Source organism: Bradyrhizobium sp. ma5 (genome assembly GCF_042258955.1).
Lineage (GTDB): Bacteria > Pseudomonadota > Alphaproteobacteria > Rhizobiales > Xanthobacteraceae > Bradyrhizobium.
On record NZ_CP170156.1, the window covers coordinates 3,793,396 to 3,815,447 of the forward strand.

21 protein-coding genes are annotated in these 22,052 nt (G+C 65.5%); 17 read left to right on the top strand and 4 right to left on the bottom strand.

Annotated elements, in window-relative coordinates; all coding sequences use genetic code 11:
• Window positions 1-8: 8 nt before the first annotated feature.
• From rpiA to ACE103_RS17235, 6 genes are all read left to right on the top strand, one after another.
• A complete protein-coding gene (rpiA, locus tag ACE103_RS17210) occupies window positions 9-707 on the top strand; it encodes a ribose-5-phosphate isomerase RpiA (RefSeq protein ID WP_375780407.1) in 699 nt (232 codons plus the stop codon).
• A gap of 23 nt (window positions 708-730) precedes the next feature.
• On the top strand, window positions 731-1,264 hold the full coding sequence (locus ACE103_RS17215; RefSeq protein ID WP_375780408.1) for a DUF2059 domain-containing protein: 534 nt from the start codon (window positions 731-733) through the stop codon (window positions 1,262-1,264).
• A gap of 153 nt (window positions 1,265-1,417) precedes the next feature.
• Complete coding sequence (gor, locus tag ACE103_RS17220; protein ID WP_375780409.1) at window positions 1,418-2,803, top strand: glutathione-disulfide reductase; 1,386 nt, start codon at window positions 1,418-1,420, stop codon at window positions 2,801-2,803.
• Window positions 2,804-2,851: 48 nt separating this feature from the next.
• Entirely contained in the window at window positions 2,852-3,937 is a 1,086-nt protein-coding gene (locus ACE103_RS17225; RefSeq protein ID WP_375780410.1) for an alpha/beta hydrolase family protein, read from the top strand.
• Window positions 3,938-4,376: 439 nt separating this feature from the next.
• On the top strand, window positions 4,377-4,580 hold the full coding sequence (locus ACE103_RS17230) for a DUF2934 domain-containing protein (RefSeq protein WP_375780411.1): 204 nt from the start codon (window positions 4,377-4,379) through the stop codon (window positions 4,578-4,580).
• 57 nt (window positions 4,581-4,637) lie between these two features.
• Window positions 4,638-4,991, top strand: a complete 354-nt coding sequence (locus ACE103_RS17235) for a cupin domain-containing protein (RefSeq protein WP_375780412.1) — start codon at window positions 4,638-4,640, stop codon at window positions 4,989-4,991.
• A gap of 293 nt (window positions 4,992-5,284) precedes the next feature.
• Here ACE103_RS17235 and ACE103_RS17240 read toward each other — a convergent pair whose 3' ends face one another.
• Window positions 5,285-6,211 carry an alpha/beta fold hydrolase gene (locus tag ACE103_RS17240; RefSeq protein ID WP_375780413.1) on the bottom strand — a complete coding sequence of 309 codons (927 nt, stop codon included), beginning with the start codon at window positions 6,209-6,211 and terminating at the stop codon, window positions 5,285-5,287.
• Between the two features lie 146 nt (window positions 6,212-6,357).
• On the opposite strand from ACE103_RS17240, the gene ACE103_RS17245 reads away from it, so the two are divergent.
• The 4 genes from ACE103_RS17245 to ACE103_RS17260 all read left to right on the top strand — a co-directional run bounded on the left by ACE103_RS17245 (window position 6,358) and on the right by ACE103_RS17260 (window position 11,120).
• Entirely contained in the window at window positions 6,358-7,746 is a 1,389-nt protein-coding gene (locus ACE103_RS17245; RefSeq protein WP_375780414.1) for a class II 3-deoxy-7-phosphoheptulonate synthase, read from the top strand.
• A gap of 30 nt (window positions 7,747-7,776) precedes the next feature.
• On the top strand, window positions 7,777-8,136 hold the full coding sequence (locus ACE103_RS17250) for a diacylglycerol kinase (protein ID WP_229170836.1): 360 nt from the start codon (window positions 7,777-7,779) through the stop codon (window positions 8,134-8,136).
• A complete protein-coding gene (locus ACE103_RS17255) occupies window positions 8,133-9,278 on the top strand; it encodes an NAD(P)/FAD-dependent oxidoreductase (RefSeq protein WP_375780415.1) in 1,146 nt (381 codons plus the stop codon). Before ACE103_RS17250 ends, ACE103_RS17255 begins: the two co-directional genes overlap by 4 nt.
• A gap of 90 nt (window positions 9,279-9,368) precedes the next feature.
• Window positions 9,369-11,120, top strand: coding sequence for an NAD+ synthase (locus ACE103_RS17260; RefSeq protein WP_375780416.1), 1,752 nt, complete (start codon window positions 9,369-9,371; stop codon window positions 11,118-11,120).
• A gap of 89 nt (window positions 11,121-11,209) precedes the next feature.
• Here the strand turns inward: ACE103_RS17260 and ACE103_RS17265 are convergent, their stop codons facing one another.
• Window positions 11,210-12,364 (bottom strand): DUF2865 domain-containing protein, encoded by a 1,155-nt coding sequence (locus ACE103_RS17265; protein ID WP_375780417.1) that lies wholly within the window; start codon window positions 12,362-12,364, stop codon window positions 11,210-11,212.
• Between the two features lie 143 nt (window positions 12,365-12,507).
• Entirely contained in the window at window positions 12,508-12,816 is a 309-nt protein-coding gene (locus tag ACE103_RS17270) for a hypothetical protein (protein ID WP_375781124.1), read from the bottom strand.
• 295 nt (window positions 12,817-13,111) lie between these two features.
• On the opposite strand from ACE103_RS17270, the gene cysS reads away from it, so the two are divergent.
• The 4 genes from cysS to ACE103_RS17290 all read left to right on the top strand — a co-directional run bounded on the left by cysS (window position 13,112) and on the right by ACE103_RS17290 (window position 17,109).
• Window positions 13,112-14,527, top strand: coding sequence for a cysteine--tRNA ligase (gene cysS, locus ACE103_RS17275; RefSeq protein ID WP_375780418.1), 1,416 nt, complete (start codon window positions 13,112-13,114; stop codon window positions 14,525-14,527).
• The gene (locus ACE103_RS17280) at window positions 14,524-15,030 is read left to right on the top strand and encodes a GNAT family N-acetyltransferase (protein WP_375780419.1); all 507 of its coding nucleotides are present in this window, start codon (window positions 14,524-14,526) and stop codon (window positions 15,028-15,030) included. Before cysS ends, ACE103_RS17280 begins: the two co-directional genes overlap by 4 nt.
• Window positions 15,027-16,625 (top strand): citramalate synthase, encoded by a 1,599-nt coding sequence (gene cimA / locus ACE103_RS17285; RefSeq protein ID WP_375780420.1) that lies wholly within the window; start codon window positions 15,027-15,029, stop codon window positions 16,623-16,625. The genes ACE103_RS17280 and cimA overlap by 4 nt, the downstream gene beginning before the upstream one ends.
• A gap of 106 nt (window positions 16,626-16,731) precedes the next feature.
• On the top strand, window positions 16,732-17,109 hold the full coding sequence (locus ACE103_RS17290) for a VOC family protein (RefSeq protein ID WP_375780421.1): 378 nt from the start codon (window positions 16,732-16,734) through the stop codon (window positions 17,107-17,109).
• A gap of 123 nt (window positions 17,110-17,232) precedes the next feature.
• Here the strand turns inward: ACE103_RS17290 and ACE103_RS17295 are convergent, their stop codons facing one another.
• Window positions 17,233-17,838, bottom strand: a complete 606-nt coding sequence (locus tag ACE103_RS17295; protein WP_223973323.1) for a TIGR00730 family Rossman fold protein — start codon at window positions 17,836-17,838, stop codon at window positions 17,233-17,235.
• 213 nt (window positions 17,839-18,051) lie between these two features.
• Between ACE103_RS17295 and ACE103_RS17300 the strand changes: the two genes are divergently transcribed.
• The 3 genes from ACE103_RS17300 to pssA all read left to right on the top strand — a co-directional run bounded on the left by ACE103_RS17300 (window position 18,052) and on the right by pssA (window position 21,899).
• Window positions 18,052-20,040 (top strand): ABCB family ABC transporter ATP-binding protein/permease, encoded by a 1,989-nt coding sequence (locus tag ACE103_RS17300; RefSeq protein WP_375780422.1) that lies wholly within the window; start codon window positions 18,052-18,054, stop codon window positions 20,038-20,040.
• A gap of 53 nt (window positions 20,041-20,093) precedes the next feature.
• On the top strand, window positions 20,094-20,792 hold the full coding sequence (locus tag ACE103_RS17305; protein WP_092127222.1) for a phosphatidylserine decarboxylase: 699 nt from the start codon (window positions 20,094-20,096) through the stop codon (window positions 20,790-20,792).
• A gap of 228 nt (window positions 20,793-21,020) precedes the next feature.
• Window positions 21,021-21,899 (top strand): CDP-diacylglycerol--serine O-phosphatidyltransferase, encoded by an 879-nt coding sequence (gene pssA, locus ACE103_RS17310; RefSeq protein ID WP_375781125.1) that lies wholly within the window; start codon window positions 21,021-21,023, stop codon window positions 21,897-21,899.
• Window positions 21,900-22,052 lie beyond the last annotated feature (153 nt).

Below are 22,052 nucleotides of genomic sequence, written 5' to 3' on the forward strand. Positions count from 1 at the left end.
TATCGGCCGTGGACATGGACGCACTGAAACGCCAGGCGGCGGCGCGCGCGCTCGAAGAAGTGCGTGACGGCATGACGCTTGGGCTCGGCACCGGGTCGACCGCCAAGCATTTCGTCGAGCTGCTCGGCGAGAAGGTCCGATCAGGCATGAAGGTGATCGGCGTGCCGACCTCGGAGGCGACCCGAGCGGATGCGATCCGTTGCGGGGTTCCGCTGACCACGCTGGACGAGGTCGATCATCTCGACCTCACGATCGACGGCGCCGACGAGATCGACCACGCGCTCAATCTGATCAAGGGCGGCGGCGGCGCACTGCTGCGCGAGAAGATCGTGGCAGCCGCCAGTGATCGCATGATCGTGATCGCCGACGACAGCAAATGGGTCGACGTGCTCGGCCGCTTTCCGCTGCCGGTCGAGGTGATCCCGTTCGGGCTCGCCGCGACCCAGGCCGCGATGGCGCGGGCGTTCGCCGAGGCCGGCGTGTCCGGCCAAATGATCGTCCGTAAGGGCAAGGACGGTCACGTTTTTGTCACCGATGGCGGCCACTGGATCGTCGATGCCCATCTCGGCCGGATCGGCGACCCGCCGCGTCTCGCCGGTTTGCTCAGCGTGATCCCGGGCGTGGTTGAACATGGTCTGTTCATCGGGCTCGGCAGCGTCGCCGTTCTGGCCGGCGCACAGGGAATTCGGGTTGTTGAACGGCGATAGCGCCGCAAGCAAGGAGACTTGGAATGAAGCGTTTTTCGGGACTTTTGTCGGTAGCGGCCCTGGCGGCTGGACTGGCGCTCGCGGCCGCACCGGCCATGGCGCAGCAGCAGCTGCCTCCGATGCCCAAGGTCAAGCAGTCGACCCCGGCGGCGATTGCGGCTGCCAAGGAAATCCTGACGATGAAGAACGTGGCGGTGATGTATTCCGGCGCCGTTCCCGGCATCATCGAAAAGACCAAGACCGGTCTGCTGCAGCAGTACCTGAACTACCAGAAGGATCTCGACGAGGTCGCGGTGATCGTCGCCAAGCAATTCGCGGGCGGCGAGAAGGAGATCGGCGACGGCATGGCGCAGATCTACGCCGCCGAGTTCACCGAGCAGGAGCTGAAGGACCTCGTGACGTTCTACAAGACCCCGCTCGGTCAGAAGCTTTTGACCGCGGAGCCCACGGCAATCAACGGATCGCTGCAATATATGCAGCAATGGGCGCAGCAGTTCGGCGTGATCGTCAACGGCCAGTTCAAGGCCGAGATGAAGAAGCGCGGTAAGGATATCTAAGGCGGTTGCCACCTCGCCCCGCTTGCGGGGAGAGGTCGGCGCGCAGCGCCGGGTGAGGGGGACTCTCCGCGAATTGGATCGTGGAGAGAGCCCCTCACCCCAACCCTCTCCCCGCAAGAGCGGGGCGAGGGAGCAGGAAGAAAGAAGGTTGCCATGGCCGAGTTCGACGTCGACCTGTTTGTCATCGGTGGTGGTTCGGGCGGCGTTCGTGCCGCCCGCATCGCCGCCAACTATGGCGCGAAGGTCATGGTCGCCGAAGAATACCGGATGGGCGGCACCTGCGTGATCCGCGGCTGCGTGCCGAAGAAGCTGTTCGTGATCGGCAGCCACGTCCACCAGGAGATCGAGGACGCGGCCGGCTTCGGCTGGAGCATCGGTCAGGTCTCGTTCGATTGGGCGACGCTCGTCGCCAACAAGGACAAGGAGATCGCCCGGCTCGAGGGCGCCTACACCACCAATGTCGAGAAGTCCGGCGCCAGGATCGTCAAGACCCGCGCGGTGCTGGAGGATGCCCACACCATCCGCCTCGCCACCGGCGAGAAGGTGACGGCGAAATACATCCTGATCGCCACCGGCGGCGCGCCCAATCACGGCCCGGCCGTTCCCGGCATCGAGCACGTGATCTCCTCCAACGAGGCTTTTCACCTGAAAGAGCTGCCGAAGCGGATCGTGATCCAGGGCGGCGGCTACATCGCGCTGGAATTCGCCGGCATCTTCGCCGGCTTCGGCTCCGACGTGACGGTGGTCTATCGGGGCGACAACATCCTGCGCGGCTTCGACGAGGACGTGCGCAAGCATGTCCGTACCGAGATGGAGAAGCGCGGCATCACCATTATCACCGGCTGCACCGTGTCGAAGGTCGACAAGCACGGCAAGGATTACACCACCCATCTGTCCAGCGGCTCCAGCATCGCCTCCGACCAGGTGATGTTCGCGATCGGCCGGCATCCCAATGTCAGGGGTCTCGGGCTGGAGGCCGCCGGCGTCGCCATCAATCCCGCCAATGGCGGCATCCAGGTCGACGGCTGGTCGAAGACCTCGGTCGACAACATCTACGCGGTCGGCGACGTCACCCACCGCACCAATCTGACGCCGGTCGCGATCCGCGAGGGGCATGCCTTCGCCGACACCGTGTTCGGCAAGCGCCCGGTGCAGGTCGACCACGCGACGATCCCGACCGCGGTGTTCTCGCAGCCTGAGGTCGGCACCGTCGGCCTCACGGAAGAAGAGGCGCGGGCGCAGTACAGCCACGTCGACATCTACAAGACCGATTTCCGCCCGATCAAGGCGACGATGTCCGGCCGCGACACCCGCGTGCTGATGAAGCTCGTGGTCGACGGTTCGAGCGACCGCGTGCTCGGCTGCCACATCGTCGGCGATGCCGCCGCCGAGATCACGCAAGCCGTTGCGATCGCCGTCAAGATGAAGGCGACCAAGGCGGACTTCGACGCCACCGTCGCGCTGCATCCGACCGCCTCGGAAGAGCTGGTGACGATGCGGACGCCAACCGCGCGCCACGTCCGCCAGGCGGCGGAGTAGGGCACACGCCATCCGGGGTGATCCTGCGCCCCGGAGGGAGAGATCCCGATGAGGTTTCTGGCGCTCTTGCTGATCATGCTCGCGGGACCGGATCTCGCATCTGCCGAGGACGCCGTATTCAAGGTCGGCGTCACCACGCGCGATTTCATTCCGGCCGAGCCTTACGACTGGCGCGGTGCCGGGACGCACATGCTCCGCGCCGTGATTTGGTATCCGGCTGCGGCCGATGCGCACGAGCAGCCGCAATGGATCGGACCACGCCTCGTCCCGCTCGTCAGCACCGGACGCGCCGCGCCTGATGCACCGCCGGCAGAGGGGCCACCGCGTCCGCTCGTTCTGCTGTCCCATGGCTTCGGCGGCCTTGCGACCGATCTCGCCTGGCTCGGCGCGGGGCTTGCGGCGCACGGCTTCATCGCCGTTGCGGTCAATCACCCCGGCAACAATCGATCCGAGGACAGGACTGTCGACGGTTATGCGCTGAAGTGGCTGCGCGCCGTCGACTTCAGCCGGGTCATTGACGCCATGCGCACCGACCGGACCTTCGGCGACCGGATCGATCCGGCGCGGATCGGCGCTGTCGGCCATTCCTATGGCGGCTACACTGTCATCGCCATCGCCGGCGGCATCACCGATCCGGAGCGGACTCAGGCATTCTGCCGCTCGCCCGCCGCTGACGCGTTGTGTACGTCACAGCCTGGCGCGACGGAACTGCGCCAGAAGAGCGTGATACGCCTGACCACCGATCCCGATTTCCGGCAGCGCTACAGCCTTGGTGGCCAGTCCTATCGCGATGAGCGCGTTCGCGCCGTGTTCGCGATGGCGCCGGGGCCGGTGCCGGCCTTCACGCCGGAGAGTCTTGGCGCCATATCGATCCCGGTCGCGATCGTCGCGGGAAGCGCCGACGAGATCACGCCGCCGGCCTCGGGCGCCGAGGCGCTCGGCAAGGCTATTCCCCATGCGACGCTGAAGCTGTTTCCGCGCGCGGGCCATTTCGTCTTCTTCGACAGCTGTACTGTGGTAGGGCGTCTGGTGATCGGAGCCGTATGCCGCGATCCCGACGGCACAGACCGCGACGCGGTCCATGCCGAGACGATCGGCCTTGCGCTCGATTTCTTCACCGCAAGCTTGCGCTGAACAACCGCGGCGCCTTGGTGCGGCTCTCGCGGGGGGGGGGGGGGACGGAGCGAGCCCTGCCTGAAAGTCCAACGCCGCCCGCTTAAAATACATGCGAGCGGCGTTGTCTCTAGCCCCAGGAAGGTGATGGCAAAATCCTGATAACCTTAAGTCTGTGGGAGCGCGCAAAGGTTTCATACCTCAAAAGGGGTAGGTGGGCCTCCGCAAGACAGCGCGCTGTCGGCGGCCGCATCGGGTCGCGGGAACTAGGGCACCCTTGCTGACGCGCATAGGCCGCTCTTCGCGCGCGCTCAAATCAGACCCAGCTTCCGGCAAATGGCCTGCGCAACGGCGCTTGTGCACAGATGGCAGCGCGGCGATCTCGCGCGCCTTGGAACCTTGCGCTATGCTGGCAGTTCCACTCCAAACAGTTTGATGTCTCAAATTGAGGGAGCCGCCCATGACAGGCCCAACCGAGCAGGAGATTCGGACCCGCGCCTACGAATTGTGGAAGGACGCCGGCGAACCGCCGGGCCAGATGGATCAGCTCTGGTACAAGGCCGAACGCGAGCTGCTCGAGCGCAAGGCCGCCAACGGCGAGGCGCATTGCGAGGTCAACGGGCACAACGGAACGTATCCGGAGAAGTTGAGGGGCGTGCATTGAGTGCGTCGCGCGCCTGAGCTAACGAGCCCGGCAAGCTGGCCCGGACCCGGAGGCATCATGAGCGCCGCGATCGATCTTTCGCAGAAGCTGTCGACATTCACCGATCACTGGTCGCCGCGCACCGTCGCGCAATTCAACGCCTGCGACGTCATGGTGGTGAAGGTGCAGGGCGAGTTCGTCTGGCACAAGCATGACGACACCGACGACTTCTTCCTCGTGCTGAAAGGCGTGCTCGACATCGAGCTGCGCGATCGCACCATCACATTGCATCCCGGCCAGATGTACATCGTGCCGAAGGGCGTCGAGCATCGACCCGTCGCAAGGGAAGAGGTGCATCTGTTGCTGATCGAACCGACGGGGACGCCGAACACAGGTGATAAGGCGACGGCTGCGCCTCGGAAGGTGGTGTGAGATCGGTGCCGGGCCCCAAGAGGTGGGAACCAAGAATGCGCTTACGAAATAAGCAATAATTAATTTCGCTGCTTCGCCGCAGCAACCATGCTCGGCTAGTACCCGCAACCGGCACAAGTCGGTGTCCGAACTGTCATCGCCCGGTCGAGCCGGGCGATGACACCGAATATGCTGTTTGACCCTTAAATCAAGAGCTCGTCATTGCGAAGCGAAGCAATCCATCTCACCGCATATGCGGAGCAATGGATTGCTTCGTCGCTTCGCTCCTCGTAATGACGAAGGTTCGATTGCGCCTAGCTCTCCGCCTTGAGCCATTCCGCGGCGCCGCGCCACAGGGCGTCGCGGTGCTCGCTGCGGAAGAAGCCGAAATGGCCGATCGCTTTCGCACCGGCATCGGCGGGGTGGATCGAGATGATCTCCGGGGTGATCGACGTGAAGGCGGAGCACAACAGTTCGACTGCCGGCCGCGTTGCCCAGGTGTCGTCGGTGATCGCAAGCGCGCGGAGCTTGCCCTTGAACTTCGGAAAATTCACGCGCGCCGCGAGCGTGGCATCATCGAGCAGATAACGCTCGCGCATCACCCAGCCGCGCCATTGCTCGAACACGCCGCGCGGCAGGTCCATGCCGAGACCGGCCCAGGCGGGGACATAGCCGAGCGTGCGCGCCAGCGGCAGGCCGATGCCGTTCATGAAGGCGACGACGCGGTAGCGCTCGGGCGAGGCCATCAACTTCCAGGTGGCGGCCTGCGAGGCGACCAGCAGCGCGCGCGGAATTTCAGCGTTGTTGGCAAGGAGCCCAAGCGCCTGGCCGCCGAAGGAGTGGCCGACATAGGCGAAGGGCAGGTCGCGGTAGCGATAGCGCATCCAGTTCACGGCCGCGGTGGTGTCGAGCGCGGCCCAATCCGCCATCGTGGCCTTGAAGCCGGCCAGCGACTTCGGCCTGTTGAGGCCGGTCGCCGCCATCGGCCTGCTCTCGCCGGTGCCGCGGTAGTCGTAGGTCAAGACCGCCGCGCCGCGGCGGGCGAGGTAGCCGGCAAAGCCGCGATAGACCTTGCGGGGCACGGCGGTCGCCGAGTTGATCAGGACGGCGTGGCGCTTCCTGCCGCGCGGCAGGAACAGCGTCGCGGCGAGCGGATAGCCGTCCGCGGCCGGCACGACGATGTCGTCGCTAAAAACGTCGTCTAGCGTGGCGGAGGCTGCGGCAGTTTTCCTGGCATTCATGGTATGGTCTAGCAAATGCGAATTCGTATTTTCCTGCAAGAGTTTGACGGGATTGCAGGAATCCTTCTAGCGGCGGGGCGGGCGGCTGTGTATAAGCCCACCTTTCCCGTCGATTAAGTCGCGGTTTTTGCTCAGGAGTTGACCTCATGTCCGAGCGGTGGACACCCGATAGCTGGCGCGCCAAGAAGGTGCTGCAGGTGCCCGATTATCCCGATGCCAAGGCATTGGCCGATGTCGAGACCCAGCTTGCGACCTTTCCGCCGCTGGTGTTCGCGGGCGAGGCGCGCAGCCTGAAGAAGGCGCTGGCGCGGGTCTGCGCCGGCGAGGCCTTCCTGTTGCAGGGCGGCGACTGCGCCGAGAGCTTTGCCGAGCACGGCGCCAACAACATCCGCGACTTCTTCCGCGTGCTGCTGCAGATGGCCGTCGTCATGACCTATGCCGGCGCGCTGCCGGTGGTGAAGGTCGGCCGCATCGCAGGCCAGTTCGCCAAGCCGCGCTCGTCGCCGACCGAGAAACAGGGCGATGTCGAGCTGCCGAGCTATCGCGGCGACATCGTCAACGACATCGCCTTCACGCCGGAGGCGCGGATTCCCGATCCGCAGCGCCAGCTGATGGCCTATCGCCAATCCGCGGCGACGCTGAACCTGCTGCGCGCCTTCGCGACCGGCGGCTTCGCCAATCTCGGCAGCGTGCATCAATGGATGCTCGGCTTCCTGAAGGATTCGCCGCAATCTCGCCGCTACAAGGAACTGGCCGACCGCATCTCGGACGCGCTGAACTTCATGCGCGCCTGCGGCCTCGATCTCGAGAGCCATCCGGAGCTGCGCGCCACCGATTTCTACACCAGCCACGAGGCGCTCTTGCTCGGCTACGAGCAGGCGATGACGCGCGTCGATTCCACCACCGGCGACTGGTACGCGACCTCCGGCCATATGATCTGGATCGGCGACCGCACCCGCCAGCTCGATCACGGCCATGTCGAATATTTCCGCGGCATCAAGAATCCGATCGGCCTGAAATGCGGTCCGTCGCTGAAGCCGGACGAACTGCTGAAGCTGATCGACATCCTCAACCCCGAGGATGAGCCGGGACGGCTGACGCTGATCAACCGCTTCGGCGCCGACAAGGTCGGCGACCATCTGCCCGGCCTGATCCGCGCCGTGCAGCGGGAAGGGCGCAAGGTGGTGTGGTCGTGCGATCCGATGCACGGCAACACCATCACCTCGACCTCGGGCTACAAGACGCGGCCGTTCGACCGCGTGCTGTCGGAGGTGAAGGCATTCTTCCAGATCCATGCCGCCGAGGGCACCCATGCCGGCGGCGTGCATCTGGAGATGACCGGGCAGGACGTCACCGAGTGCATCGGCGGCGCGCGCGCCATCACCGACGAGGATCTCAACGACCGCTATCACACGGTCTGCGATCCCCGCCTCAACGCCGAACAGTCGATCGACATGGCCTTCCTGATCGCCGAATTGCTGAAGCAGGAGCGCGCAGGCAAGGTCAAACCGATGCCGGCCGCTGCTGGAATGTGAGTTGGGGGCAGGTGACTTGAGGGCAGTGACTTGCTGAGGTTCTGGCGAGCCACCATCAACTCGCGCAACGGGCTGGCGTTCGCCATTCGCTCGGAGCAGGCGATTCGCGAGGAAGTCGTCGCGCTGGTGCTGTCGGTGCCGCTGGCCTGGCTGGTCGGCGCCACCGTGATGCGCCGGGTCGAGCTGGTCGCGACCGTGGTGCTGGTGCTGGTGATCGAGCTGCTCAACACCGCGATCGAGAAGCTCGCCGACCGCCTGACCATGGATCACGATCCGCAGATCGGCCGGGTCAAGGATATGGGCTCCGCCGCCGTCGGCGTCGCGCTCGTGATGGCCGGGCTGTTCTGGCTGTTCGCCCTCGCCGAACGCCTGGGTGCGTTCTCGTCGTGAGTACTGACAAGCCGATCAAGCTTGCGGTGATCGGACGTGGACTGATCGGCTCGGCGGCCGCGCGACATCTGAGCAAGATGGGCCATGAGGTCGCGCTGATCGGGCCCGACGAGCCGGTCAATTTCTCGCAGCACAGCGGCGTGTTCGGCAGCCACTATGATGAGGGCCGCATCACGCGGGTCTACGATCCGCAGCCGTTCTGGCGGCAGATGAACCGCGCTGCGATCGCGCGCTACGGCGAGATTGCAGCGGAAAGTGGTGTCGAGTTCTACCGCGAAGCCGGTGCGCTTCACATCGGTGATCGCGAGACCACCGATGTCGCCTCGGTCGGCCAAGTCTGCGCCGACGAAGGGATCGCGTGTGAAGCCTATCAGGATGCAGCGCTCGCGGAGCGGTTTCCGTTCCTGAAATCGACGGCGCGAATGCTCGGCTATTTCGAGCCGCGCAAGGCCGGTTACATCTCACCGCGCCGCCTGGTCCGGGCGCAGACCATCGCGGCGGAGCGCGCAGGCGCCCGGATCGTCGACGAGCCGGCGCTGGGGATCTCGGAGAGCGGCTCCGGTGTGACGATCCGGACGCGATCGGGCAGCGTGGAGGCCGAGCGTGTGCTGGTTGCGGCCGGCGGGCACACCCAATCGCTGCTCGGCCGATCGCTGGGCTTCACGGTCTATGCGCGGACTGCGGCGCTGTTCCGACTCCGTGCGGCGGAGGTACAACGCCTCGCCGGCATGCCCTCGATGCGGTGTCTCGGGCCGAAGGGCGACAATCCCTACATTCTGCCGCCGATCCCATATCCGGACGGCCAGAGCTGGCTGAAGCTCGGCGGCGATCCGGTCGATCGTGCGCTCGAAAGCGAGGCTGAGATCAAGGACTGGTTCCGATCGGGCGGATCGGTTGACGTCGCCGATCGGCTGCAAGGCCAGATCCTTGACCGCATTCGCGATCTCAAATTCGAGGAACGCCGCGTCGTGCCCTGCATGACCACCTTCGGCGACACCGGCTTGCCCAGCATCGGACCACTTTCCGAGCGGGTCAGGGTCGCATTCGGCTGCTATGGCAAGAGCGCGAAATGTTCGGACGAATTGGGCCGGCTGGGTGGCATGGCGCTGCTCGGCGAGGTGAGGGCGGAGCTTGCCCCCTGATTGGCGCCCAAGATCCCAGTGCGATTTCTGCAATCGCACCATGATCGGACGACCATTGCAGTTTGCCGTTGTGCGGGACAACATAAAGCTATGAGCGAACAACAGATCAAGATCACCCTGGCGCAACTCAATCCGACGGTCGGTGACGTCACCGGCAACGCCGCGAAAGCGCGTGCGGCGCGCGAGAAAGCCAAGGCCGACGGCGCCGACCTCGTGGTTCTGTCGGAGCTGTTCGTCGCCGGCTATCCGCCGGAGGATCTGGTGCTCAAGCCGGCGTTCCAGTCGGCCTGCCGTGCCGCGATCGAGGAACTGGCGCGCGAGACCGCTGATGGCGGCCCGGCGATGCTGATCGGCACGCCCTGGGTCGAGGACCGCAAGCTCTATAATGCCTGCGCGCTGCTCGACGGCGGACGCATCGCGGCGCTCCGCTTCAAGGCCAATCTGCCGAACTACGGCGTGTTCGACGAGAAGCGGCTGTTCGCGCGTGGCCCGGCATCGGGCCCGGTGACGGTGCGCGGCGTGCGCATCGGCGTGCCGATCTGCGAGGACATCTGGCTCGAGGAATCCGAGGACTACGAAAACGTCGTCGAGTGCCTGGCCGAGACCGGCGCCGAGATCCTGATCGTGCCGAACGGCTCACCCTATGCGCGCGACAAGGCCGATCTCCGGCTCTCGATCGTGGTCGCGCGCGTCACCGAGAGCGGGCTGCCGCTGATCTATCTCAACGAGATGGGCGGCCAGGACGAGCTGATCTTCGACGGCGCCTCGTTTGCGCTGAATGCCGATCTCTCCGTGGCGGCGCAGCTTCCGGCGTTCGAGGAGAACATCACGACGCTGACCTGGCGCAAGACCGCGGACGGCTGGCGCTGCAATGGGCAGATCACGCCGCAACTCGAAGGTGACAAGGCGGATTACGCGGCCTGCGTGCTCGGCCTGCGCGACTATGTCCGCAAGAACGGTTTTCCCGGCGTGCTGCTCGGCGTCTCCGGCGGCATCGACTCGGCGCTGTGTGCGGCGATCGCGGTCGATGCACTCGGCGCCGACAAGGTGCGCGGCGTGATGCTGCCGTTCCGCTACACCGCGCAGGTCTCGCTCGACGATGCCGCCAAGCTCGCCGCCGCGCTCGGCATCCGCTACGAGATCCTGCCGATTGCCGACGCCGTCAACGGCTTCGAGACAATCCTGGCGCCGGTGTTCAAAGGGCTGGAGCGCGACATCACCGAGGAAAACTTGCAGGCGCGCGCCCGCGGTACGCTGTTGATGGCGATCTCCAACAAGACCGGCGCCATGGTGGTGACGACCGGCAACAAGTCGGAAATGTCGGTCGGCTACGCGACGCTGTACGGCGACATGAATGGCGGCTTCAACCCGATCAAGGACATCTACAAGACCGAGGTGTTCCGCCTCTCGAGCCTGCGCAATGAATGGAAGCCGGACGGCGCACTTGGGCCCTCGGGCGAGGTGATCCCGGTCAACATCATCATCCGGCCGCCGACCGCGGAATTGCGCGAGAACCAGACCGACCAGGATTCGCTGCCGCCCTATGAGGTGCTGGATGCGATCCTCGAGCGGCTGGTGGAGCGCGAGGAGCCGCTCGCGACCATCATCGAAGCCGGTTTCGACCGCGATGTGGTGACGCGCGTCGACCGCCTGCTCAACATCGCCGAATACAAGCGGCGGCAGGCGGCGCCCGGCGTGAAGGTGACGCGGAAGAATTTCGGCCGCGACCGCCGCTATCCCATCACCAACCGCTTCCGCGATTTCGGCAAGGCGCTGCCGGCGCCGGACGAGAAGCTAGTGACGCGCGGTTCGCGCGCGTCAGCGGAAGCGTTCGAGGGGTAGAGCGTGATCCGGAAAAGTGGAGACCGGTTTTCCCACGCGACAAACGCGTAAGCGTTTGCGCGGAGATCACGCTCAAAATGTAATGAGCCTTACTGCTTCTTCGGGATGAAGGTCGGGCCGACCGTGCGGATCTGGCCGTCGCTTGCGGGCGCGGCCGGCGCGGTGGCGTCGGCGGCGGCGGGCTGCTGCGGTTGAGCCGCCGCGGTTGCGGGCGCGCCCTTCTTGCCTGCGGCAGCCTTGGTCTGCGCGCGCTGCTGCATCTTCCGCGCGCTCTCCTCGGTGACGATAATGTCGCCCTGCTGCGCGGCGGACGCCTGGTCGTCGACCGCCTTCAGCGCCTCCGCCCAGCTCTGGCCGGCCGCCTTGCAGGAGCAGGACGGATTGAACTCGGTGCGGTACTTGAAGGCGTTCGGCAGCGACGAGTAGGACTGGCCGTTGATCGAGACCGCCTGGTTGATGTCTTCGCCGGGATTGCGGTAGGCGAACAGGCTGGCTTCCGCGGCCGGGCACTGCGCCTTGCAGATCTGCTCGTCGGCGGCAAAGCGCGCCTGACTGGTCGCAAACGAGATCGGGAAGTAGGCGCCGTCGCAGGTGCGGACGCAGACGGTGCGGAAGGTGCCGGACTGCCCACCATATTGCGCGTCGGGCGGGGGCAGCGGATTGTTGGGATTGCCACCGCCACCGCCGCCGAACAGGTTCTCGATGAAATTGCCGGGGCCGCGCGCGGCCGCCGCGTATTGCGGGCCGCAATTGTTCTGCGCCAGCGCGGTCAACACCGAGCGGCGCTGGTTCTCGCGATCGGCGCCGCCGAGCCCGCCGGTGCGCAACCGTTCGAGATTTCCAGTCATCTGGTCGAGATTGGCGCGCATCTGCTGGATCTGGTTGTTGACCGGTCCGCACTGCGCCGAGTTGTTGTTGAAGAGGGACAAGAATCCGGAGCTGTCGCAGCCCATCCGCCGGGCCTGCGCGGTAACGCGATCCAGTTCGCCCTGCTGCCGGGTCGCCGCGTCCTGATAGCGGCGGATCTGCTCGTCCTTGGCCGGATCGCCGCCGCCACGGTCGATCGCCGCCAGCTGGCCTTCGAGCCGGGCGCACATCGGATTGGCTTGCGCGCCCTGGGGCGCCGGGCCGGGCGGGCCCGGAGGCACCTGCGCCAGGGCATCCGCGGCAGGCAGGACGATGCCCGCCAGCACGGCGCAAGTCAGGAACCAGCGGGAAAAGCGAGAACGGGAGCTATTGGGCATATCCGGCCATTAAAACGACGCCGCGCGGCGATCAACGCCAATGCGCGCAGGCAAGGCCGCTGCAATAGCCGTTTCTCGGGGCAGCGTCACGTCGTTTCCGGGGCGCCGGTGTGGCAATAACCCCGTTTGTCCAGCGGCTTGGCTCAGCGTTGGCAGGTGATGGCGACGTATTCGCCGCAGCTATTGCCACTGCAGGTCTCGTTGGCGGCGTGCGGAACCGCGCCGGTGATCTCGTCGGGATCGACGCGGCGGTAACTGGTGGCCTGCGCAAAATCGCGTGACCGGCAGTAGGCGCGGGCGGCGGAGGCGCCGCAGCGGTCGCCGTGAGCGAGGCACTGGTCGATGCCATATCCGTCGGCCTGGTTGGCGACGATGAAAACGCGGCTGTCGGCCAAAGCGGCCGAGGAGACAAGGAGGAACGTGGAGGCAATCAATGCTGAAATGGGCCGCATGGTGCACCAGTGAAAATGGCGGGGAATCCGCTGGCCCTCCCGTACGCCCAATTCCTTAATAATGATTAACCAAGAGGGCGTTGGCGTGATTTCGGTGCGGTGGGCGCTGCATAACGCCCGAAAACTGCCCCTTGACGCGATCAGGGGGCCGTGAGACACGATGGAACCATGAACGGCCACCTCGCCATCTGCAGCATTTGCCGCGAGATTATGAGCTAGCGATTCGCTGGCTGAGGCCGTCTTTTCTCAATCACCCTGAGATCACTGGACGCCCGGCCGCAAGGGATGGGTACCCATGGATTTGCGCCTCTACGATACGCTGACCCGGGAGAAGCGGACGTTCGTGCCGCTCGATGCCGATAATGTCCGCATGTATGCCTGCGGACCGACGGTCTACGACTTCGCCCATATCGGCAACGGTCGGGCCGCTGTTGTCTTCGACGTGCTGTTCCGCGCGCTGCGCCATCGCTACGGCGCCGATCACGTCACCTATGTCCGCAACATCACCGACGTCGACGACAAGATCAACGTTCGCGCCGCGCGGGACTATCCCGGCGTGCCCCTGAACGAGGCGATCCGCAAGGTCACCGAGCTGACCTATCAGCAGTACCAGGACGACGTCGCCGCGCTCTGCTGCTTGCCGCCGACCGTGCAGCCGCGCGCGACCGAGCACATCCCGGAGATGCGCGCGATCATCGAGAAGCTGGTCGCCGGCGGCTTTGCCTATGTCGCCGAGGATCACGTGCTGTTCTCGCCGCAGGCGATGAATGCGGCTAACTCCACGCTGCCGCGCTACGGCGCGCTGTCGAAGCGCTCGCTCGACGAGATGATCGCGGGCGCCCGCGTCGATGTTGCACCCTACAAGCGCGACAACACCGACTTCGTGCTGTGGAAGCCGTCGAAGCCCGGCGAGCCGTCCTGGCCGTCACCGGCAGGCATTGCGATGGAAGGCCGGCCCGGCTGGCACATCGAGTGCTCGGCGATGGCCTGGAAGCATCTCGGCGAAAAGTTCGACATCCATGGCGGCGGCATCGACCTGGTGTTTCCGCACCATGAGAACGAGCTCGCGCAGACTTGCTGCGCGTTCCACACCGACCGCATGGCCAATGTCTGGATGCACAACGGCTTCCTGCAGATCGAAAGCGAGAAGATGTCGAAGTCGCTCGGCAACTTCTTCACGATCCGCGATCTCTTGGCGGATTGGCCGGGCGAGGTGCTGCGGCTCAGCATGCTGAGAACGCACTACCGTTCGCCGCTGGACTGGACGCTGAAGAGTGCGGAGGAAGCCGCAAGGACGCTTGATGACTGGTATGCGGTCGCGGCCGACGCCGAGCCCGGAGCGCCGTCGCCGGCGATGGTCGAGGCGCTCTGCGACGACCTCAACACGGCGCAGGCCATGGCCGTGCTGCACAGCTTGCGCAATGCTGCCGCGAGCAGTGAAGCGAGCCGCAAGGAATTTGCCGGTTCGCTGCGGCTGCTCGGCTTCCTCTCCGAGAGCGCGGCGGCGTGGAAGGGCCGCAAGGAGCAGGCTAGCGGCGTCGATGCCGCCGCGGTCGAGGCGCTGATCGCCGAGCGCACTGCGGCGCGTGCGCGGAAGGACTTCAAGGAATCCGACCGGATCCGCGATCAGCTCGCGGCGATGGGCGTGGCGATCAAGGACGGCAAGGATGCCGAAGGAAAGCCGATCACGACCTGGGAGGTCGCGCGATGAGCCGATCCGCACCCGCGTTGCGCCCGTATCTGCCCGACGATGCGCCGCTGCTGGCGTCGATCTTCGCGGCGTCGATCATGGACCTGACCGGCGACGACTACAGCGAGGCGCAGCAGGAAGCCTGGGCGATGGCCGCAGACGATGAGGAAGCCTTCGGCAAGAAGCTCGCCGGGCAGCTGACCCTGATCGCGACATTGCAGGGCGCGCCGGTCGGATTCGCCTCGCTGAAGGGGGCCGATCACATCGACATGCTCTATGTGCATCCGAGCGCGGTCGGGCAGGGTGCAGGCAGCGCGCTGTGCGATGCGCTAGAGAAGATCGCGAGCGCCCGCGGCACCAAGGCCCTGAAGGTCGATGCCAGCGACACCGCGCTCGAATTCTTCCGCAAGCGCGGCTATGTCGCGCAGCAGCGCAATACGGTCACCATCGGCGACGAATGGCTCGCCAACACCACGATGCAGAAGACGCTCGACGGCGTTGCCACGCCCGGAGGCCACGCATGAGCTGCGAGCGCCTCTATCTGTTCGATACCACGCTGCGTGACGGTGCGCAGACCAACGGCGTCGATTTCACGCTGCAGGACAAGCAGGTGATCGCCGGCATGCTCGACGCGCTCGGCATCGACTATGTCGAGGGCGGTTATCCCGGCGCCAATCCGACCGACACCGAGTTCTTCAGCAAGAAGCCTGCGTTCGACCATGCGCGCTTCACCGCGTTCGGCATGACGCGGCGGCCCGGCCGTTCGGCTTCGAACGATCCGGGGCTCGCCGGCATCCTCGAGGCCAAGGCGGATGCGATCTGCTTCGTCGCCAAATCCTCCGCCTATCAGGTCCGGGTCGCGCTCGAGACCACCAACGAGGAGAACCTCGCCTCGATCCGCGACAGCGTCGCGGCCGCCAAGGAGCTCGGCCGCGAGGTGATGGTCGACTGCGAGCATTTCTTCGACGGCTACAAGGAGGACCGCGACTATGCGCTTGCCTGCGCCACAGCGGCCTATCAAGCCGGCGCGCGCTGGGTGGTGCTGTGTGACACCAATGGCGGCACCATGCCGCACGAGATCGAGACCATCGTCGCTGATGTCGTCAAGCAGGTGCCCGGCACCCATGTCGGCATTCATGCCCATAACGACACCGAACAGGCGGTGGCCAATTCGCTCGCAGCGGTGCGGGCCGGTGCGCGGCAGATCCAGGGCACGCTCAACGGCCTCGGCGAGCGCTGCGGTAACGCCAATCTCTGCTCGCTGATCCCGACGTTGAAGCTGAAGCAGGAGTTTGCCGACAGGTTCGAGATCGGCGTCACCACCGAGAAGATGGCGACGCTGATGAAGGTGTCGCGCACGCTCGACGACATGCTGAACCGCGCGCCCAACCGCCACGCAGCTTACGTCGGCGAGAGCGCCTTCGTCACCAAGACCGGCATCCATGCCTCCGCTGTCATGAAGGATCCGCAGACCTATGAGCACGTGCTGCCGGATTCTGTCGGCAACCACCGCAAGGTGCTGGTCTCCGATCAGGCCGGCCGCTCCAACGTGATGGCCGAACTCGACCGCGCCGGCATCGTCTACGACAAGGGCGATCCGCGGCTGACGCGCCTGGTCGAAGAGCTGAAGGAACGCGAGGCGGCGGGCTTTGCCTATGAATCGGCGAACGCCTCGTTCGACCTCCTGGCGCGCCGCACCCTCGGCAAGGTCCCGGAATATTTCAAGGTCGAGCAGTTCGACGTCAATGTTGAGCAGCGCTACAACGCCAACGGCCAGCGCGTCACCATGGCGCTTGCGGTGGTGAAGGTCGACGTCGACGGCGAGCGGCTGATCTCGGCCGCCGAGGGCAACGGTCCGGTCAACGCACTCGACGTGGCGCTGCGCAAGGACCTCGGCAAGTACCAGAAATATATCGATGGCCTGAAGCTGATCGACTACCGCGTGCGTATCCTCAATGGCGGCACCGAGGCCGTTACGCGCGTGCTGATCGAAAGCGAGGACGAAACCGGCGAGAGCTGGACCACGGTCGGCGTCTCGCCCAACATCATCGACGCCTCGTTTCAGGCGCTGATGGATTCGGTGTTCTACAAGCTGGTGAAGTCGGGCGCGCAAGCTTGAGCGATTGATCCGTCATTCCGGGGCGATGCGAAGCATCGAACCCGGAATCTCGAGATTCCGGGTCTGGTCCTGCGGACCATCCCGGAATGACAGGGGAGAGGTTTTCATGATCGACCACGTCTCCGTCGGCGTCCGCGATCTCGAACGCGCCGCGCGGTTCTATGAGCCGACGCTGGCCGCGCTTGGCCTGAGCCGCCTCGTTACGCGACCGGCGACGATCGGCTTTGGCAAGGCCTATCCCGAATTCTGGATCAATCTGCGCGCCACGATGGCGCAGGTCGCGCATGAGAGCGGCACGCACATCTGCATGCGCGCGAAGACTACCGCCGAGGTCGATGCGTTCCATGCCGTGGCGCTGGCTTCCGGTGGCCAGTCCGATGGTCCACCGGGCCTGCGCCCGCACGACCGCGTGCGCTACTACGCCGCCTTCGTCCTCGACCCCGACGGCAACCGCATCGAGGCTGTGACGTTTCCGAGCGAGTGATTTGGACGGGGACGAGTGCCTCTCTCAATCCGTCATCCCCGCGCAAAGGCTTCGCCTTTGTCGCTGGAGGCTCGCTCCGCTCGCACCTCAGGATGACGGGGATGGTTTCGTGCGCTCGATCGTTTAAAGCCGCCGCGCCACTTCGGGCGCAAGCTCCTTCGCGGCCGCCGGCTTGCCGGCCACCGCGGAACGCAGCCGCGGCAGGATGTCGTCGACGCGGTCGGCCATCAGCACGTTGATCGGCAGCGTCGGGCGGATGAACTCGGTCGTGCGCATGTGGCTGAGCAGCGAGAGCAGGGGCTCCCAGAAATTGTCGATGTTGGCGAGCAGGATCGGCTTGTGATGACGGCCGAGCTGCTGCCAGGTCAGTTGCTCGACCAGTTCCTCCAGCGTGCCGATGCCGCCGGGCAACGCGACGAACGCATCGGAGCGCTCGAACATCAGCCGCTTGCGCTCATGCATGTCGGGGGTGACGATCATCTCCTGCACCGAGGTCAGCGCATTCTCGCGCGCCCGCAGGAATTCCGGAATGATGCCGGTGACGGAGCCGCCATGATCGAGCGTGGATTTCGCGACCGCACCCATCAGGCCGATCGAACCGCCGCCATAGACCAGGCGCACGTTGTTTTCGGCAAAGGCCTTGCCGAGCGCGACGGCAGCTTCAACGAAGCGGGGATTGTTACCGGGGCCGGAGCCGCAATAAACACAGACAGTCTTGATTTGGTTCATACGATCCTTGTGGCACTGCAGCGTAAACAGGGTCAAGACTAGCATATGGGGATTGAGAGCCAAAAAATCCCGTAAATTCCCGCGAATCGCGAACAATTTTCGTCATAAGCCTGTACGCCACGTTGAAACGATCTATATGACGGGCACAATGGCAAATCGTGGAAAAGATGTGGCCGCGGACCGCCGCGCCATGACGTCGCGAGCGGGCTCCTGATGGTGCCGCCGCAACAGACTGTGACGGCGGCCGATCAGCCCGCGGCCACGACCTCGGCGGCCGAGAAGGGGACGCTGCTCGGCACCCTCGTTCATCTCTGGCCCTACATCTGGCCCGGCGATCGCGCCGATTTGAAGATGCGCGTCATCTGGTCGGTGGTGCTGCTGCTGTTCGCCAAGCTCGCGACGCTGTCGGTGCCGTTCACCTTCAAATGGGCGATCGACGCGCTGAACGGCACGGGCTCGGCGCCAGTCGCTTCCTCGAACTGGATGGTCTGGCTGATCGCCTCGCCGGTGCTGATGACGATCAGCTACGGCGCGGTGCGCATCATCATGGCGGTGCTGACGCAGTGGCGCGATGGCATCTTCGCCCGCGTCGCGATGCACGCGGTGCGGCGGCTCGCCTACATCACCTTCGTGCACATGCACGAGCTGTCGCTGCGCTTCCATCTCGAGCGCAAGACCGGCGGCCTGACCCGCGTACTGGAGCGCGGTCGCTCCGGCATCGAGACTATTGTGCGGATGGTGATCCTGCAGCTGATCCCGACCATCGTCGAGGTCACCCTGCTGGCGGCGGTGCTGCTCTGGCAGTTCGACTGGCGCTATGTGCTTGCGGTGCTGATCACGGTAGTCGTGTTCATGTACTACACCTACATCGCGACCGAGTGGCGGATCGAGATCCGCCGCAAGATGAACGATTCCGATACCGAGGCGAACACCAAGGCGATCGACTCGCTGCTCAACTACGAGACGGTGAAGTATTTCGGCGCCGAGGAGCGCGAGGCAGGGCGCTACGACCGCTCGATGGAGCGCTACGAGCAGGCCAGCGTGAAGACCTACACTTCGCTCGCTGTGCTCAACACCGGGCAGGCGATCATCTTCACCGCGGGCCTGACCGCGACCATGCTGATGTGCGCGTTCGGCATCCGCAACGGCACCCACACCGTCGGCGACTTCGTGCTGATCAACTCGATGATGATCCAGCTCTACCAGCCGCTGAACTTCATGGGCATGGTGTATCGCGAGATCAAGCAGGCGATCATCGACATCGAGAAGATGTTCGACGTGCTGGCGCGCGATGCCGAGGTGAAGGACATGCCGGGCGCCAAGCCGCTCGTGGTGTCCACAGGCAGCGTGCGCTTCGAGGACGTCCGCTTCGCCTATGAGCCCGATCGCCAGATCCTGAAAGGCCTGAGCTTCGAGGTGCCGGCCGGCAAGACGGTCGCGATCGTCGGTCCCTCCGGCGCCGGCAAGTCGACGATCTCGCGGCTGTTGTTCCGGCTCTATGATGTCTCGAGCGGCCGCATCCTGATCGACGGCCAGGACATCAAGAATGTGACGCAGACCTCGCTGCGGTCGGCGATCGGCATGGTGCCGCAGGACACCGTGCTGTTCAACGACACCATCCGCTACAACATCCGCTACGGCCGCTGGGATGCCGGCGACGGCGAGGTGGAGGAGGCGGCGCGGCTGGCGCAGATCGACGGCTTCATCCGGATGTCGCCGCAGGGCTACGAGACCCAGGTCGGCGAGCGCGGCCTGAAACTCTCCGGCGGCGAGAAGCAGCGCGTCGCGATCGCGCGCACGGTGCTGAAGGCGCCGCCGATCCTGGTGCTGGACGAGGCGACCTCCGCGCTCGACAGTCACACCGAGCACGAGATCCAGGGCGCGCTGGAGCGGGTGTCTCGCAACCGCACTTCGCTGGTGATCGCGCATCGGCTCTCGACCATTGTCGGCGCCGACGAGATCATCGTGCTGGACCAGGGCCGGATCGCCGAGCGCGGCACCCACGCGCGGCTTTTGGCCTCGGGCGGCCTCTATGCCAGCATGTGGAACCGGCAGCGCGAGGCCGAGGAGGCCCGCGAACGGCTCGCCCAGGTCGATGACGACGGCAGCGCGCCGAATCGCCTGCCGCCGGTGGTCACCGATTCGTCGGAGGATTCCACCCCCGTTGAGGGTGAGAAACCCTTGCCGACCGCCGCGGAATAGTCGATTTAGGGCCTCTCCCGCCAAACGGGGCGGGGAAACGCAAGCGAGCTCTGATGTCGATCGCCAATTCCATCCGCGCGCAGATCCCGCCGATCCACCCCGAGGGCTATCCGTTCATCGGCGGCTTCGCCCTGGCGAGCCTGATCCTGTTCTGGATCTGGACCCCGCTGGGCTGGATCGGGACGCTGCTCACGGTCTGGTGCGCTCTGTTCTTCCGCGATCCCGTCCGCGTGACGCCGCTGCGCGACGGCATCGTGGTGTCGCCGGCCGATGGCCGCGTCTCCATGGTGGTGCAGGCGCTGCCGCCGGCCGAGCTTGGCCTTGGCGACAAGCCGCTGCCGCGGGTCTCGGTGTTCATGAGCGTGTTCAACTGCCACGTGAACCGCAGCCCGGTGGCCGGCCGCATCGACCGCATCGCCTACCGGCCCGGCGCCTTCATCAATGCCGAGCTAGACAAGGCGAGCGAGGACAATGAGCGCAACTCGCTGGTGATCTCGGGCGCCAATGGTCGCATCGGCGTGGTCCAGATCGCCGGCCTCGTGGCGCGCCGCATCGTCTGCTTCGTCAAGGAAGGCCAGTCGATCGGCGCCGGCGAGCGCTTCGGTCTGATCCGCTTCGGCTCGCGGCTCGACGTCTATCTGCCTGAAGGCACCAAGGCGCTGGTCTCGGAAGGCCAGACCGCGGTTGCCGGCGAGACCATTCTGGCGGATTTCCGCAACGCCGACCCGGGCCGCACCTACCGCGCCGATTGATTGCGCGGAATCCTCTGGACCGAGTTTTCGTCATGGCCGGGCTTGTCCCGGCCATCCACGTCTTGTCGTGTGATGGGCGCAAAGACGTGGATGCCCGGCACGAGGCCGGGCTTGACGAGCAGGGAATTGGCACGCCTATGAGGCGGTTAACTCTCTTTCGCCCGCACGATCAGCCGGTTCCGGCGCCAATGGCGGAGCCGGGCCATGCTTGCTATATTGCAAACCATGATGCCCTTTGATCCCAATTCCAGCGAGTTGCGCCGCCGCCGGTTCCGCCCGATCCCGGTGCGGATGCTCGTGCCGAACATGATCACGCTGCTGGCGATCTGCGCCGGCCTCACCGCGATCCGGCTGTCGACGGAAGGGCGGATGGAGCTCGCGGTCGCCGCCATTGTGTTCGCCGCGATCCTCGACGGCATCGATGGCCGCGTGGCGCGCATGATCAAGGGCCAGTCGAAATTCGGCGCCGAGCTCGACAGCCTCGCCGACTTCGTCAATTTCGGCGTCGCGCCGGGCCTGATCCTGTATTTCTGGCAGCTGCATGAATTGAATAATGGCGGCTGGATCGCCGCGATGGTGTTTGCGATCTCCGGCGGCCTGCGGCTGGCGCGCTTCAACGCCTCGATCGACGATCCGAACAAGCCGGCCTTCGCGGCCAATTACTTCACGGGCGTGCCGGCGCCGGCCGGCGCGATCACCGTGCTGCTGCCGATCTATCTCGCCTTCCTGGGCGTGCCGATGCCGCCGGCGACGCTGACGGCGTTCTACACACTCTTGATCGCCTTCCTGATGGTGTCGCGGCTGCCGGTGTTCTCCGGCAAGACCGTGAAGATGCGCGTGCCGCCGGAAATGGTGCTGCCGGTGTTCGTGTCGGTGGTGTTCTTCGTCGCGCTGCTGATCGGCTACCCCTGGCACATCCTGTCGGCGGGCTCGGTCGCCTATCTGATCAGCCTGCCCTGGGGCTGGAAGTCGTATCGCGACCAGGAGCGTCAGCTTGCGGCGCAGACGCAAGGGGCGAGTGCGCCGGTGGCGGCGCAAGCCGCTGCTCCTTACGCGGCGCCGGTCGCGGATGCTGACAACGACGATCGTCCGACGCATTTGCATTGAGGTGCTTCTCCCTGATCCGTCATCCTGAGGTGCGAGCGAAGCGAGCCTCGAAGGATGCACGGCCACCAGCTGGGGCCGTCGACCCTTCGAGGGCCGCTGAAGAAGCGGCCACCTCAGGGTGACGGTCATAGGGCGATGTGTGCGTCTTCTCCC